The organism is Photorhabdus sp. RM71S (assembly GCF_042879355.1).
Lineage (GTDB): Bacteria > Pseudomonadota > Gammaproteobacteria > Enterobacterales > Enterobacteriaceae > Photorhabdus > Photorhabdus kayaii.
In genome coordinates, this window is record NZ_JBHFKV010000033.1 from 39,598 (window position 1) to 58,040 (window position 18,443).

Genomic DNA, 18,443 nt, shown 5'->3' on the forward strand with positions numbered 1-18,443 from the left:
TTATTCAATCACATACCTCTCACAACATATACATTTATACCCGTCATCTTTCAAGTTGCCTCTTTGTTGGCTGCACTCACTCACCCCAGTCACATAGTTAGCTATGCTCCTAGGGATTCGCTCCCTTGCCGTCGCGATGCATCTTGAAATCCATAGGGTATAGATTATTTTATTTGCTATTTTTTGCCATAAAGAACGAAGAGAATCACCCTTCAAATACTACGCGTATACACCGGATTCTCCACGCTTTCCATTCTGGCTGTTCATTTATAAGAACAGCTAAAAGCAATTACTCCTAATAAGTAGGCTTTTAATTATCACGGGTATTTAAAATAAACCTAATATATCCCAAAGCGAGCTGATGAAATTAAGGACAATTAAATCAGCCTATATCACCATCAAAAAACACATTACCACTCACACCTTCAATTATCTTCTCATAATTATCTATTACAATAAATATTCCCAACAATAACGCCACAATTAAAAATATAATTTTGATACCGAGGCAATCAACAAAACAAAATAAAATCAACAATAAAATCCGTTTGAGATCACACAATATAAAATAGCAACAATAATAACAAAGAAACCTAAAAAAATAACTTATATGGGAATGATAACTTCTCTTATTCTATTTTAATGCATAAAAAATCCGGTATAATAAATACATACCGGATTATCACACCAGAACTAAATAATCGAGTACTTCCTTAATATATCAGTATTACGCCTCCTCGTCATAGCTGATTGCCAGCACCCTGTTCAAAATCCGAGCTAAGGCGGTTTTATTTTTATCATCCGCCAATAAACTAAAATGGTTACCCGGAGTAGCAATCAACTGAAGTGAAGTATCAGGCATTACTCGCTCCCAACCTAACGACGGTTCTATGTTCACGGACTCTGGTTTTTCATCCGCCGCAAAAGAAACAGCAGGAGAAGGTTCTACCGCATAGAACTGATGCAGCGTTATTGCTAATGCTGACGGCTCATAATCGGCAACGATTTGTGTGTAACGTTCGATCTGTTCCCAACATTTTGCAATCACATCAGCACGCAGGTTTGCGGGATATAACGTCAACTCTTGCGCCGCAGCAATAAACTGAACCAAATTCAACTCATCAATTCGCTGGTATAGCGCCGCAACCTCTTCTTTGTACGCCTCCCCTGCCTGCCGGGCCAGTTCAGTGAAGAAATGATGTTTGGACTGCATGGCCTCTTTGCCAAAATAATGAGGTGCAGGTGTATCAATCAACCCCAAGAAACTGACTCGCTCACCAGCACTCAAAAGCCGCTGAGCAATGGCATAAGCCAATATCCCACCAGAAGAGTAGCTACTTATCCGGTATGGGCCCGCCGGTTGAACGGCTTTCATCAAGGCGATCATTCTGGCTGCCTGCTCTTCCATCGTTACCATCGGCTCTTCACTGATGGATGGCCAAGGCAGCGCATAAATCGGATAGCCCAACGGGATATGTTGAGCCAATCCGAAGACATAGGAATAATCACCCATGCCACTGGGAACAAAGAATAGTGGCAATCCTGCTCCATCAGGCCGCACCGATATAGCACTGTTTTGCGGCTGAGACAGCAAATCCGAGGTAATTTTCGATGCCAATTCGGACAACACCGGAAATTGGAACAAGACATTCAGTGTAAAAATCAAACCCCGACCGGCGGCAAGATTCATCATTCGCATAGCAAGCAACGAGTGACCACCCAACGCGAAGAAATTGTCATACCGGCTAACCTGATCAATCCCTAGCAATTCACACCAAATCGCCGCTAATACGGTCTCCGTTTCGCCTTGTGGCGCTTCATAAGCCTGACGAGCAAACGCTTCATTGTCCGGCTCCGGTAGCGCACGACGATCTAATTTACCGTTCGGTGTCAATGGAAAAGCGTCAAGACGCACAAAGGCTGACGGCACCATATAGTCAGGCAAAATGGCACTCAAGTGGGTACGCAGGCTATTCGCCAACCTCTCATCCACTTGAGCCACCACATAAGCAATTAAGCGTTTGTCCTGCCCTTCACCCAACGCCAGCACCACAGATTGACTTACCGCAGGATGTTCCACCAACCGGGCCTCAATTTCACCCGGTTCAACCCGGAATCCTCGAATTTTCACCTGTTGATCATGACGTCCCAGGAATTCCAGATTGCCATCCGGCAAGTAGCGAACCAAATCTCCGGTTCGATACATCCGTGCATTTGGATTATCGCTAAACGGATCAGTCAGGAAGTATTCCGCAGTCAGTTCAGCACGGTTGAAATAACCCCGTGCGACACCAGCGCCCCCAATATACAATTCCCCCACAACGCCTAACGGTACTGGCTGCCCCTGAACGTCGAGCAGGTAAACCCGTGTATTCGGCAGCGGACGGCCAATGATATTGGCTTGCCCTACCCCCTCGTTTAGGCAGGATGTCGTTGTAGTAATCGTGGCTTCTGTAGGACCATAACAATTCGCCAGAACAGGGTATTCACCGTGAGTCGATAGCCAACGTTGTAACTCATGATCAGGTATCGCTTCCCCACCAATGCAAATAATCCTTAGGCCCTGATAGATATCGCCTTTATTAACATTTGATATTATCCGCCAGAATTGGGCCGGTATCGCCATGTAGGTAATTTTATAAGACTCGCACAGACGCCAGAACGCCTGCGCACTCAAGAGCCACTGATTTGTCCTTAAGACTAATTGTGCCCCCTGTGTTATTGCGCAAAATATTTCTGATGCACAAACGTCAAAAGAGGGGTTGCAAAATTGTAATATACGGTCAGATACGTTGAGCGACCACTTCATGTTCAGCGAAGTAATTTGACTGACCAGTTGCCTATGTTCAACCATCACGCCCTTTGGTGTGCCAGTAGAGCCGGAGGTGTAAATCACATACGCCAGATGTCGTGAGGTCAATTCAGGTATCTGTGGATTGCTGTCTGGCAGGTCAGGCAATGTATTCGGATCAAGTACTGTCAGCCCGGTAAGCACGTTTTCGCCCAACACTGTACGCCCGACGGCATCGGCCAGTAAAATAACCGGTGAGACATCAGCCAAAATATGCGATAGACGTTCACCTGGATAATCCGGATCTAACGGCACATAAGCCGCGCCAGCTTTCAGCACCGCCAATAATCCCACCACCATCGCCGGTGAACGTGCCACGCAAATCGCCACCCGCTGGTCCGGTTCTACACCTAGCGCAATTAGCTGATGGGCTAGCCGGTTAGCGCGGGCATTTAATTCGGCATAGCTGAAAGTTTGCTCCTCATACACTAACGCGGTCGCGTCCGGGGTTTGCTCCACCTGTTGTTCAAACAATTGATGAATACATAACAGTTCAAGATACGAGGTTTCCGTCGCATTCCAAGTTCTCAGCATCAACGTACTTTCAATTTCAGGTAGGATGTTCAATGTCCGTACCGGCGTTTCCGGGGTCTGTTCCAATGCCTCCACCAAGCTTTCCAGTGCCTGTTGCATATAGCCACATACCCGTTCAGGCTCAAACGGCTGGATCACTTGAGCAGTCAGCCCTAGCGCATCACCAAAATCTTCCACCGACAAGGCAAACGGATAGTTGGTAAATTCCTGTGCCCCAAGGAATTCAACGCCGTCCATCGTTTCATCCAAAGGATCTGGTTGCTCATTATGTCGGTAGTTCAACAGGGCGCTAAACAGTGGAACACCATCCTGCACACCACTGCAACGCTGGGCCAGCGCCAGTGAGGCATGCTCATGTTCCAACAATCCCGCCAACCGATTATGCGCCGCCCGTACACTATCACGCACCGGCGTATCATCCATGTCCAACCGCAATGGTAATGTATTGATAAACAGCCCCATGCCGCTGTCAACCCCTTTCCCAACCGCCATGCGTCCAAATATTACGGTACCGAACACCACCTGTTCCTGTCCGCTGGTACGCGACAACACCTGCGCCCAAGCCAGATGACATAAAGCCGCCAAACTTACCCCCAAACGCCGGGCTTGACTGCGTAAACGGTCATTCAGCTCAGGTGCCAACATCTGCTGCGATTCCGTCACTTGGGAGCCATCACGATGCACCTCCGTCAATCCGAACGGCAATGTAGGTTCATCCACCTCCGCCAGCATTTCGGTAAAGAAGCGGATATGCGCTTCCTGACTCACCCCCAGCCGGGCCTGCGCTACCAAATTGCGGAAAGGTGTCGGTGTTGGCAGGCTCTCCTCCAGTCCGTCCAGATAAGCTTGTACTTCACGGTTCATCACGTCCAGCGTGGTATGGTCGCCAATCAGATGATGCAGCAATTGCAGTACAATCCAACGGCCATCAGTCTCCTGTGCTACCACAAAGCGCAATAACGGTGCTTCGCTCAGGTCCAGACGATGGTGACGGGGATCAAAATGCTCAGCCAATTGCCCGCTAACCGGTCCATCGTCTGGGTTCAATGTCAACTCAGTCACCGACAAGGATGCCTGACGCCAAACCACTTGGGCAGGCACTGAAAGCCCTTGCCAGATAAAAGCGGTACGCAAGATATCGTGTCTATTTACCACCTGTTGCACCGCCGCCAGATAACGGTCCAGCAAAGTCCGCTCAGTAAAGACCATCTGACCGGTTAATAAATAGGGGTCCCCTTTGTTTGCCAATAAGTGATGGAACAAAATACCGTCCTGCAACGGCGATAAGGCATAGATATCCTGAATATTGGCAACTCCGCCCGGCATTTGCCCGACGATACGGTCAATCTCTGACTGAGTTAGATCAATCAGTGGCAACATTTCCGGTGTCAACGCCGCGGTTGCCGGGGTGATGACGTTAGCCGGCACGATTATCGCCTGATGCTGTCCCAACGTTTGGGCCAAATCTGACAGCACCGGCGACTGGAACAGATCACGCGCCGCCAATGTCAACCCCAAATGACGCAAGCGTTCAATCATGCGTACAGCGAGCAGTGAATGGCCGCCCAACGCAAAGAAGCTGTCATATCGACTAACCTGTTCAATCCCCAGTAATTCACGCCAAATCGCCGCTAGCGTCATTTCCGTTTCGCCTTGTGGCGCTACGTAAACCTGACGGGCAACGGCTTTACTGTCCGGTGCCGGTAACGCCCGACGATCCAGCTTACCGTTCGGCGTCAACGGAAACGCATCCAGACGCACAAAGGCTGACGGCACCATATAATCAGGCAGAATTTTACTCAGGTGAGTACGCAAGCTATTCACCAGCCCGTCATCCGCGAGTGCCACCACATAAGCCACCAGCCGTTTGTCGGGTCCATCACCTAACACCAACACAGCCACTTCACGCACCGCCGGGTGCTCTACTAAACGCGCCTCAATTTCCCCCGGTTCAATTCGGAAGCCCCGGATTTTAACCTGCTGGTCATTACGGCCCATGAACTCCAGATTACCGTCCGGCAAATAGCGAGCCAAATCCCCAGTTCGGTACATGCGGGCATCCGGGTTATCACTGAACGGATCGACAAGAAAACGTTCGGCGGTTAACTCAGGACGATTGAGATAACCTTGGGCGACCCCATCACCACCGACATAAATCTCACCGATCACACCTGGCGGTACCGGCTGACCGTAAGCATCCAGCAGATAAACACGCGTATTCGCTATTGGCCGACCTATAGGTATCCGGCTCGCTCCTTGCGGTAACACCTCGATAGGATACATGGTGGTAAAGGTGGTGCCTTCACTCGGACCATAGGCTTGCAAGAGTTGTTGTGGTGGACGATTATCCAGAACCTGAGCAATCACCTGTAAATCGGGTATATCTCCCCCGAAAATCAGAATTTTAATTTGCGGAAGAATGGGAGATAACTCTGCCGCCAGCCGGTTAAACAACCCGATAGTCAGCCACAGAACTGTGATGCGGTGCTCCTGTAAAGTCAGCACTAACTCCTGCGGTGTCAATAAGGTGGCGCGGTCGATAACCACTAAAGCACCACCATTAAGCAACGGTGCCCAAACTTCAAACGTGCTGGCATCGAAAGCTGGATTAGCTGTAAAGGCAACCCGATCCTCCGGTCCGATGTTAGCATAGCCATTATTGATGACCAGCCGGACCATAGCACGATGCTGTACCAAAACCCCTTTGGGTGTGCCGGTAGAGCCGGAGGTGTACATAATATACGCTAATTCGGCGCTGGAACGCGGCAAATCAGGGTTGACATGATCTTGCTCTCTGTTCGTACTTTTCTTATCAGAGAGACGCAACAGCGGAATAGTCAAGTTAGCCGGAATATCAGCCCGTGTATCAGTGAGCAGCAACCGGGCGGAACAATCACTTATCAGCCAATGTTTCCGCTCATCCGGCATACTGGGATCAACCGGCACGTAAACAGCGCCGGCTTTGAGAATAGCCAATTGGGCCACCACCAGTTCTATCGAACGTTCTAACAGGAGCGCAATATGGTCATCCGGACGAATCCCCTGTTCGATTAACTGATAAGCCAATCGGTTAGCACAGGTATTCAGTTCCGTATAGCTTAGGGTTTTATCGCCCGCTATCAGCGCCGTCGCCTCTGGGGTTTTCTCCACTTGCTGCTCAAACAATTGATGAATACATAACGCATCAGGATAGGCGGTTTCCGTGGCGTTCCAAGTTTCCAGCAACAACCTGCGTTCCGTTTCAGGCAAGATGTTCAACCCCCGTATCGGTGTCTCCGGCGCTTGCTCCAAAGCTTCTACCAGACTCTCCAGCGCCTGTTGCATATAACCGCATAGGCTTTCCGGATCAAACGGTTGTACTACCTGAGCCGTCAGCCCCAGAGATTCACCAAAATCCTCCACCGACAGCACAAATGGGTAGTTGGTTCGCTCCTGTCCACCAAGAAATTCAATACCACTGATCAGTTCATCTGACGTTGCCGGCAAAGCATTATGCCGATAATTCAACAACGCACTAAAGAGTGGCGTACCGCTGGCAACCCTACTGCAACGCTGAGCCAGTGCCAATGAAGCATGCTCATGCGCCAATAATCCGGCGAGTCGGGTATGAGCGGCCTGCACGCTGTCCCGTACCGGAGTCTCATCGATATCCAGCCGCAACGGCAAGGTATTGATAAACAATCCCATGCCATTGTCAGCACCGTCCCCCGCCTGCATACGCCCAAACAGCACCGTACCAAACACGACACTCTGCTGACCGCTGGTACAAGACAACACCTGTGCCCAAGCCAGATGACACAGCGCCGCCAGACTGACACCCAAACGTCGGGCTTGACTGCGCAGACGGTCATTTAGCTCAGGAACCAACATCCGGTGGAATTCCGTCACCTGCGAACCGTCACGATGTACCTCCGTCAATCCAAACGGCAACGTAGGTTCATCCACCTCCGCCAGCATCTCGGTAAAGAAGCGGGTATGCTCTTCCTGACTGACACCCAACCGGGCCTGCGCCACCAAATTGCGGAAAGGAACCGGCACCGGTAAACTCTCCTCCTCACCCGTCAGATACGCCTGAACTTCGCGGTGCATCACTTCCATCGTTTCATGGTCACCGATCAAGTGATGATGTAATTCCAGTAACAACCAACGACTATCCGTTTCCTGCGCGATAACAAAACGCAATAATGGGGCTTGACTCAGGTCAAGACGATAGTGAGCGGGATCAAAACACCGGGTTAACTGGTCACTGACTGAGCCGTCAGCCGGGTTCATTGTCAGTTCCGTCACTGACAATGGGGCCTGACGCCAGACCACCTGCGTCGGCACTGACAATCCTTGCCAAATAAAGGCGGTACGCAGAATATCGTGCCGATCAATTATCCGTTGAATCGCCATCAAATAACGATCCAACAGCGCCCGGTCAGCAAAAACCATCTGGCTAATTAACAGATAGGTATCACCTTCATTCTCCAGCAGATGGTGGAACAAAATGCCATCCTGCAACGGTGACAGCGCATAGATATCCTGAATATTCGCCATCCCGCCCGGTACCTGTCCGACGATGCAGTCAATGTCAGCCTGAGTTAAATCGATCAGCGGCAACATCGCCGGTGTCAGTACCGTCGTATCCGGTGTAATACCGTTGTCAGGCACCTGGATTTCATCATGCTGAACCAGAGACTGCGCCAGAACACAGAGTGTTGGATGTTGAAATAGCGTTTGTACCGATATCCCCAGACCGATACGCCGCAATCGTTCAATCATGCGCACGGCGAGCAGTGAATGGCCGCCCAACGCAAAGAAGCTGTCATATCGACTAATCTGCTCAACACCCAACAATTCACACCAGACAGCCGCTAGCATCGTTTCTATCTTCCCTTGCGGGGCTTCATAAACCTGACGGGCAAACGCCGCTTCCCCCGGTGCCGGCAATGCTCGGCGATCTAACTTGCCATTCGGCGTCTGCGGGAAGCTATCCAGACGTACAAAGGCCGCCGGTATCATATAGTCAGGTAAAACTGCACTCAGGTGTTCACGCAAACGGGCAGCCAAACCCTCATTCGCTTCCGCCGCCACATAGGCGACCAGCCGTTTGTCTTGCCCGTCATCCAGCACCAGCAGCACCGCCTCTTGCACCGCCGGGTGTTCCACCAGCCGGGCTTCAATTTCCCCTAGCTCAACCCGGAAGCCGCGAATTTTAACCTGTTGGTCGTTACGCCCCAGGAATTCCAATTCACCGTCCGGCAGGTAGCGGGCCAAATCTCCGGTGCGATACATCCGCGCATCGGACATCGGATTAAAGGGATCCGGTATAAAACGTTCCTCGCTCAATGCCAGCCGGTTCAGATAACCCCGTGCCACCCCCACGCCACCAATATATATTTCTCCAACGCAGCCCAATGGCACAGGTTGCCTGTTTCTATCCAGTAAGTAGACACGAGTATTCCTAATCGGCCGACCGATAGAACGATCGTCTGCCGGGGATAATATTTCTTTACAGGTCGCCGTCACGGTATTTTCCGTCGGGCCATAAGCGTTCAATAGCCGGAGTTGGTAGGTTTCCTGCTTAAACCAATCCTGAATGGCGCTCTTTTTGACCGCCTCACTGCCAATAATGATGAGCCTGAGACCATCCGGCAACGGCAATCCGTTATCTCTGGCCGCCAGTTCAGACCAGAACAAAGTCGGCAGAAACATCACCGTGATACGGTTTTGCCGGGCTAAGGCAATAAATTCCGCCATTGAAGCCAGCCAGCTATCATCACGAATTACCAGCGTGGCTCCGTTGCATAATGACGAGAAGCACTCTTCCACTGAAACATCAAACGCAAAAGCGGCAAATTGCAACACCCGGTCTTGCTCGGTGACGGCATAGAGTTCATTAACACCCAGATAACGTTGATACACCGCCTGATGTTCTACCATCACCCCTTTCGGCTGCCCGGTTGAACCAGAGGTGTAAATCACATAAGCCAGATGCTGTGGCGTTAATGCAGTCACTAATGGATTGCTGTCCGGTTGGTCAGGCTGGATATTCGGGTCAATTACCGTCAGCCCAGCCAGCGCTTCGTCACCCAGTGCGGCCTGTCCGGTCGCATCCGCCAATACCACTGATGGGGCAGTATCATTCAGGATATACGTCAGACGCTCCCCCGGGTAAGTTGGGTCCAGCGGCACATAGGCCCCACCCGCTTTCAGTACCGCCAACAATGCCACCACCATCGTCGGTGAGCGTGCCACGCAAATCGCCACCTGTTGTTCCGGTGTTACGCCACATGCAATCAGTTGATGGGCCAACCGGTTGGCGCAGGTATTTAATTCGGCATAACTCAGCGTCTGCTCTTGATACACCAACGCCGTCGCATCAGGGGTTTTCTCCACCTGTTGTTCAAACAACTGATGAATACATAACGCGTCAGGATACGGGGTCTCCGTGGCGTTCCAGGTTTCCAGTAACAACGTGCGTTCCGTTTCAGGCAGGATGTTCAGTGTTCGTACCGGTACCTCTGGAGCCTGCTCAAGGGCCTCTACCAAACTCTCCAGCGCCTGCTGCATATAACTGCACAAGCTTTCTGGATCAAACGGTTGCACCACATGAGCGATCAGCCCCAGCGTGGCGCCATCGTCCTCCACCGACATTCCAAAGGGATAGTTAGTGCTCTCCTGTTCGCCTAGGAATTCAATCCCCTCTATCGTTTCATCCAAAGGATCAAGCTGATCATTATGTCGGTAGTTCATTAAGGCACTAAAAAGCGGCGTACCGCTGGCAACCCTGCTGCATCTCTGAGCCAACGCCAGTGAAGCATGCTCATGTTCCAACAATCCCGCCAGCCGGGTATGTACGGCCTGTACACTATCGCGTACCGGCGTATCATCCATATCCAGCCGTAACGGCAGAGTATTGATAAACAGCCCCATACCATTGTCAGCCCCTTCTCCCGCAGTCATGCGCCCAAACAGCACGGTGCCAAACACCACTTTCTCCTGACCACTGGTACACGACAGCACCTGTGCCCAAGCCAAATGACACAACGCCGCCAGACTGACCCCCAAACGTCGGGCTTGGCTACGCAGGCGGTCATTCAAGCTGGCCGTCAGCAGCCGGTGGGATGCTATCTCCTGAGAGCCATCACGATGCACATCCGCCAGCCCGAACGGCAGCGTAGGCTCATCCACCTCCGCCAACATGTCAGTAAAGAAGCGGATATGCGCTTCCTGACTCACCCCTAGCCGGGCTTGAGCCACCAAATTGCGGAAAGGAGCCGGGTCAGGCAGGCTATTCCCTTGCCCGGCAAGGTACGCCCGCACTTCACGGTTCATCACTTTCATTGTGGTATGGTCACCAATCAGGTGATGTTGCAATTCCAGTAAGAACCAGCGGCCATCGGTCTCCTGCGCCACCACAAAACGTAACAGCGGTGCCTGACCCAAATCGAGACGATAATGACGGGGATCAAAACGTCGAGCCAGTTGATCGCTAACCGACCCATCAACCGGGTCCAGCATCAATTCAGTCACTAATAAGGACGTTTGACGCCAGACTACCTGTGCCGGCACTGACAACCCTTGCCAGATAAAGGCAGTGCGCAGAATATCGTGGCGATCAATCACCTGTTGCACTGCCGCCAAATAACGATCTAGCAGAGACCGGTCAGCAAAAGCCATTTGACTGACCACCAGATACGGATCACCTTCGTTTGCCAATAAATGGTGGAACAAAATACCGTCCTGCAACGGTGACAGGGCATAGATATCCTGAATATTAGTCATCCCACCCGGCACCTGCCCGACGATACGGTCAATCTCAGCCTGAGTCAGATCAATTAGCGGCAACATTTCCGGGGTGATTTTCGTCGTCGCTGACGTAATCACATTCGATGGCACCACCATAACCGGGTGCTGCCCCAATGTTTGCGCCAATTCAAACAACACTGGCGACTGGAACAGGTCACGCACTGCCAGCGTCAACCCCAAGTGACGCAGGTGTTCAACCATCCGCACAGCCAGCAACGAGTGGCCGCCCAACGCAAAAAAGCTGTCATACCGACTGACCTGCTCAATCCCCAGTAATTCACGCCAAATCGTCGCCAGCGCCATTTCCGTTTCGCCTTGTGGCGCAACATAAACTTGGCGGGCAAACGCCTCTTCGTCCGGTGCCGGTAACGCCCGACGATCCAGCTTACCGTTCGGGGTTAACGGGAAAGCATCCAGACGCACAAAAGCTGACGGCACCATATAATCAGGTAAAATGGCACTCAGGTGATCACGCAGAGTAATCGCCAGCCCCTCATGGGCTTCCGCCGCCACATAGGCCACCAGCCGTTTGTCCGACCCATCACCCAGCGCCAACACAGCCGCCTCACGCACCGCCGAATGCTCCACCAGACGCGTCTCAATTTCTCCCGGCTCAATGCGGAAGCCGCGGATTTTAACCTGTTGGTCATTGCGGCCCAGAAATTCCAGATTACCGTCCGGCAGATAACGGGCTAAATCCCCGGTCCGGTACATACGCGCATCCGGTTGATCACTAAATGGATCTGTCAGGAAACGTTCCGCAGTCTGGTCAGGGCGATTAAGATAGCCGCAAGCAACCCCATCTCCCCCCACATAAATCTCACCGATCGCACCTGTCGGCACCGGCTGACCGTAAGCATCCAGCAGATAAATACGTGTATTGGCTATCGGTCGGCCAATGGGGATACGAGTCACTCCCTGCGTTAATGCCACGATAGGATACATAGTGGTAAAAGTGGTTCCCTCACTGGGACCATAAGCCTGCAAGAGTTGTTGTGGCGGGCGATTATTTAGAACCTGAGCAATCACCTGTAAATCGGGTATATCTCCCCCGAAAATCAGAATCTTTATCTGCGGCAGAACCGGAGATAACTCTGCCGCCAGTCGGTTAAACAACCCGATAGTTAGCCACAGCACTGTGATGTGGTGAGCCTGTAAAACCGGTACTAACTCCTGTGGTGTTAATAACGTGGCGCGGTCAATAACCACTAACGCCCCGCCGCTGAGCAACGGTGCCCAAACTTCAAACGTACTAGCATCGAAAGCCGGATTAGCCGTAAAGGCAACTCGGTCATCCGGTCCGATTTCAGCATAGTCATTATTGATGACCAGTCGGACCACCGCACGATGCGGTACCAAGACCCCTTTGGGTGTACCGGTAGAACCGGAGGTGTACATGATATACGCTAACTCGGTACTGGAACACGGCAAATCAGGGTTGAGGCACTCTTCCTCTCTTCCGTCCGTGTCTGATTCATCCGAGAGACGCAACAGCGGAACAGTCAGGTTCGCCGGAATATCAGCCTGTGTATCAGTGAGCAGCAACCGGGCGGAACAATCACTTATCAGCCAGTTTTTCCGCTCATCCGGCATACTGGGATCAACCGGCACGTAAACGGCACCGACTTTAAGAATGGCCAACTGGGCCACCACCAGTTCTATCGATCGTTCTAGCAGAAGCGCAATATGATCACCGGAACAAGCTCCTTGTTCGATTAACTGATGAGCCAGCCGGTTAGCACGGGTATTCAGTTCCGTATAGCTTAGCGTTTTATCTCCTGCGATCAGCGCTGTCGCCGCTGGAGTTTTCTCCACCTGCTGTTCAAACAACTGATGGACACATAACTGATCTGGGTAGACGGTTTCCGTCGCGTTCCAGGTTTCCAGCAACAAAATACGCTCCACTTCCGGCAGGATATCCAATACCTGAACGGGCATTTCCGGGGTTTGCTCCAGCGCTTCCACCAGACTCTCCAGTGCCTGTTGCATATAACCGCATAGACTTTCCGGATCAAACGGCCGCACGACTTGAGCGGTCAGACCCAGCGTAGAGCCACCGTCCTCTACCGACAGCACAAACGGATAGTTAGTTCGCTCTTGTTCACCCAGGAATTCAATCCCGGTCATTGTTTCATCCAAAGGATCCGGCTGCTCATTATGGCGATAGTTCAACAAGGCACTAAAGAGCGGCGTACCGCTGTCAACTCCACTGCATCGTTGAGCCAACGCCAATGGAGCATGCTCATGCTCCAACAATTCAGCCAGCCGCAGATGCGCCTCCCGCACACTGTCCCGTACCGGGGTCTCATCGATATCCAGCCGCAGCGGTAGGGTATTGATAAACAACCCCATTCCTTCCCCCACTGCCATGCGCCCAAATAGAACGGTACCAAACACCACTTTCTCCTGTCCGCTGGTACGCGATAACACTTGCGCCCAAGCCAGATGACACAACGCCGCCAGACTGACGCCCAAACGCCGGGCCTGACTGCGCAAACGGTCATTTAGCTCAGGAACCAACATCCAGTGGGATTCCGTCTTCTGAGATCCATCACGATGCACACCTGTCAGCCCAAACGGCAACGTTGGCTCATCCACTGCCGCCAACATGTCGGTGAAGAAACGGGTATGCGCTTCCTGACTCACTCCCAACCGTGCCTCAGCCACCAGATTACGAAACAGCACCGGCGCAGGCAGATGCTCCCCCTGTCCGGTAAAATAGGCCTGTACTTCACGGTGCATCATTTCCATCGTTTCATGGTCGCCAATCAAATGATGCTGCAATTCCAGTAAGAACCAGCGGCCATCGGCTTCCTGAGCGATAACAAAATGCAGTAGCGGCGCTTGACTCAAGTCAAGACGATATTGAACGGGATCAAAACGCCGAGTTAACTGATCAATGACTGGACCGTCCGCCGGGTCTAGCGTCAGTTCTGTCACGGGCAACCGTGCCTGACGCCAGACCACCTGCGCTGGAACTGATAATCCTTGCCAAATAAACGCCGTCCGCAAGATATCATGGCGATCAACCGTCTGTTGTACCGCCGCCAGATAACGTTCCAGTAAAGACCGGTTAGCAAAGGCCACCGGATAGAGCACCAGATAGGGGTCACCTGCCTGTTCCAACAGGTGGTGGAACAAGATACCGTCCTGCAACGGCGACAACGCATAGATATCCTGAATATTGGTTATCCCGCCCGGCACTTGCTCGACGATACGGTCAATGTCAGTCTGACTCAAATCAATCAGCGGCAACATCTCCGGCATCAGCGCAGTAGTTGTCGGCGTGATGACGTTAGGCGGGACTATCACAGCCTGATGCTGTCCCAACGTTTTAGCCAATGCTGACAGCACCGGCGACTGGAACAGATCACGCGCCGTCAGTGTCAAACCCAAGCGACGCAGACGCTCAATCATCTGCACGCCGAGTAGGGAATGACCACCCAACGCAAAGAAACTGTCATGCCGGCTTATTTGTTCAATGCCCAATAACTCACGCCAGATAACCGACAGAGTGATCTCAGCCTTCCCTTGTGGGGCTTCATAAATCTGACGGGCAAAATCGTCTTCCCCTGGCGCAGGCAACGCCCGGCGATCTAACTTGCCACTCGGGGTCTGCGGGAAGCTATCCAGACGCACAAAGGCCACCGGCACCATATAGTCAGGCAAAATGGCACTCAGGTATTCACGCAAATCAGCAGCCAATCTCTCATTCGCTTTCGCCTCCACATAAGCCACCAGCCGTTTACCCTGATCGCCATCCAATGCCAGCACCGCTGCCTCTTGTACCGCCGGGTGTTCCATCAGTCGGGTTTCAATTTCCCCCAGTTCAATCCGGAAACCGCGAATTTTAACCTGTTCATCGTTACGGCCCAGAAATTCGAGGTCCCCATCCGGCAGGTAGCGGGCCAAATCCCCAGAGCGATACATCCGTTCGCCGGACACCGGACTAAAAGTATCCAGCATAAAACGTTCCACGCTCAACGCTAGCCGGTTGAGATAACCCCGAGCCACGCCCACGCCACCAATATACATCTCGCCCACGCAACCTGCGGGTACCAGTTCGCCATATTTGTCTAGCAGGTAGATACGGGCATTTTTAGCTGGTCGGCCGATAGAACGGGCATCGTCCGGAGATAACACGTCCTTATAGGTCACCGTCACGGTGTTTTCCGTCGGGCCATAACCATTCAACAACCGAGGCCGATGGCCTGCTTGTCTAAACCACTCCTGAATGGCACTCTTTTTCACCACCTCACCCCCAATGATGATGAGCCGGAGACAATCCGGCAGCGGCAATCCATTATCTCTAGCTGCCAGTTCAGACCAGAATAAAGTCGGCAGTGACATCACCGTAATACGATATTGTCGGGTTAAGGCAATAAATTCCGGTATCGAAGCCAGCCAGCTATCATCCCGGATAACCAGTGTGGCGCCGTTGCATAATGACGAGAAGAAATCCTCCACTGAAACATCAAACGCAAACGCGGCAAATTGCAATAGCCGGTCTTGTGCAGTGACGGCATAGGTGTCATTAAAACCCAGATAACGTTGATAAATCGCCTGATGTTCCACCATCACCCCTTTCGGCTGTCCGGTTGAGCCGGAGGTGTAAATCACATAGGCCAGATGCTGTGGTGTTAATGCCGGGATCTGCGGATTGCTGTCGGGCTGGTCAAGTTGGATATTCGGATCAAATACCGTCACTCCTACCAGCGCCTGTTCGCCCAGCGCCGCACGGCCAGCTTTATCAACCAGCACCACTGACGGTGTACTATCGCTCAGGATATATGCCAGACGTTCCCGCGGATAAGTTGAATCCAACGGCACATAAGCCCCACCGGCTTTCAGCACGGCCAGCAATGACACCATCATCATCGGGGAACGTTCCACACAAATCGCGACCCGCCGGTCTGGTGTGACGCCCAGCGCAATCAATTGATGAGCCAGCCGGTTAGCACGAATATTCAATTCCGCATAACTGAGGGTCTGTTCTTGGTATTCCAACGCCGTGGCGTGCGGGGCTTGCTCTGCCTGTTGTTCAAACAATTGATGAATACATACCGGGTCAGGATAAGGGGTTTCCGTGGCGTTCCAGGTTTCCAATAGCAAGGTACGTTCAGCCTCAGATAACACATTAAGCTGCCAAATAGGAACTTCCTCTCCCTGCCTTTTTGACGCTGCCAGCATCTGTAAATGTTCACCCATGCGCAGAATCACTTCCGTGCTCAGGCGATTCTCATCGTAGATCCAACGAAAACCACCCTGCGCATTGATTTGGAACGTCAGCAATTCGCCCGGCACCGTCTGATCACACGGCCTATCCTCCGCTATGACAGCAATGGCAATTCGCCACGGCCGGTGGTTTGTCAACGCAGGAATAGCCCACAATGAAGGAGCGCTCGCGAGGAGATCTCGACTAAATGTGCGGTGCCGGGCCAACCGGGCCAGCTCACCATCCAGCCAATTCGCTACCACATGCCAGGGCTTATCAAACTCCATCTCAACGACCATTGGCACCACTGGTGCCAAATCTACCGACTTATCGTTTACCCCATCCACGTACCAACCGATTTGGAATACCGTCTGCTGAGTCAAACGCGCAAGGTAGATAACGAATGCCTGCAACAATGTTTGTAATGGTTCCTCTTCACCGTTTTTTGGCAACGGGAGCTGCCAGTCGCTTATTACCCAACTGGGTTCTACTTGCTCTCCGGCGGTTTCAAAAGGTAATTGGAGGGGTTGCAAAGCAGCAAGACGTTCGCACCAAAATGATTCACTGGATGTCAACGTCTGGGGAATATTCTTTACATTTTGAGTCGGTGGTAAAGTGTCATTTACGTTGGTTATATTTTCTGACGTCTGAGAGAAGAGTTCAGCTTTAAAATCACTTCCTGCTTGAGCGATACTATCTTTCATTTACTACCTCAACGAATCTGTTAGAAATTTGAAAACTGTCATTTCTGACAACCATCACCAATATTTCTTTCTCACTTCTTGCCCCCAAGAAATAAAAACGGACACATCTGATATCAATTCAAGATATTCAGATACGGGATGCTATAGCCTCGTCAACAACAAGCAATTAACAATTTCTTGACATTAATTTTCCTGACAACGGAATAAATAACTTATTTTATGCTTCGGAATAAGACATTCCATTTTTGTTCCCGTTTTTTAGATAAGTTCGATTGATTTACTGCAATTTTAATTGGCTAATATTGAATTCCATCATTTAAAATGGAACCGTTAACTGCATTTAATTATGCATAAATACCAAATCACCATTGTATTTTATCTATTCTCTATTAATATCTAATTGAAATTATTTCAAAAACAAATTATATATTTATAAAGATAAAATAAATAAATTATCAAAAAAGTTTACTTTGATAATTACTTATAAAATAAATTCTTTATCTTAATAATTAACTAATAGCTCAATTACAAATGTAACTTATTCAAAATTTACAAACCACCCTATATATTCAATTATTTGAAAATATAAGGCTGGGTTAAAAGTAATTCATAACACACTATTTTTCAACAAATAAATAATATCATTAATGTAAATATCGTAAACGAACCAATACAAATTCAAATTAAATCCATTATATTTTTTTATAATAATAAGATTATAAAGTCGATATAAATGTGATTATGTTTAATACCATATAGAAACAATTTAAAACTAGAAATGGCTTTATTACACACTATCTTACAATAAACATTATTGCTATAAAACAATAACATATGCAATAAATCATTAATTACAAGACAGTATCACCCAAGTAAATCGTTCTACAAGGTAATTTACTTGATACCCTGAGACATTTATCAATTTATATACCCGTCATCTTTCAAGTTGCCTCTTTGTTGGCTGCACTCGCTCACCCCGGTCACATAGTTTCCTATGCTCCCGGGGATTCACTCCCTTGCCGTCGCGATGCATCTTGAAATCCATAGGGTATAGTTTTATTTCGATGTTGTTTAATTTCCAGACAGCAGAGAAATATATAGACATTATATTTGTCAATATTAACAATGGAAAATATATGGCTATTTATAAACTTTACATTGATTATTCTTAATAATTCATGAGAATAATAATGAAACATATTTATATATATAGCAAAGAAAATTCATAAAAAAATACCTGATTATCACTTAAATTCAGCTCCCATAGGCGTATACTCAAAATAAGTCTGTGTGGAGGTAAATGAAAATGGCTAAAAATCAGATTCAATTCCAAAAAGGCATTTCT

Annotated in this window: 1 protein-coding gene; it reads right to left on the minus strand. The window is 50.1% G+C overall.

Going from position 1 to position 18,443, the window contains the following annotated elements:
- Nucleotides 1-727: 727 nt before the first annotated feature.
- On the minus strand, nucleotides 728-17,098 hold the full coding sequence (locus tag ACGF5R_RS16550) for an amino acid adenylation domain-containing protein (protein ID WP_387691846.1): 16,371 nt from the start codon (nucleotides 17,096-17,098) through the stop codon (nucleotides 728-730).
- Nucleotides 17,099-18,443 lie beyond the last annotated feature (1,345 nt).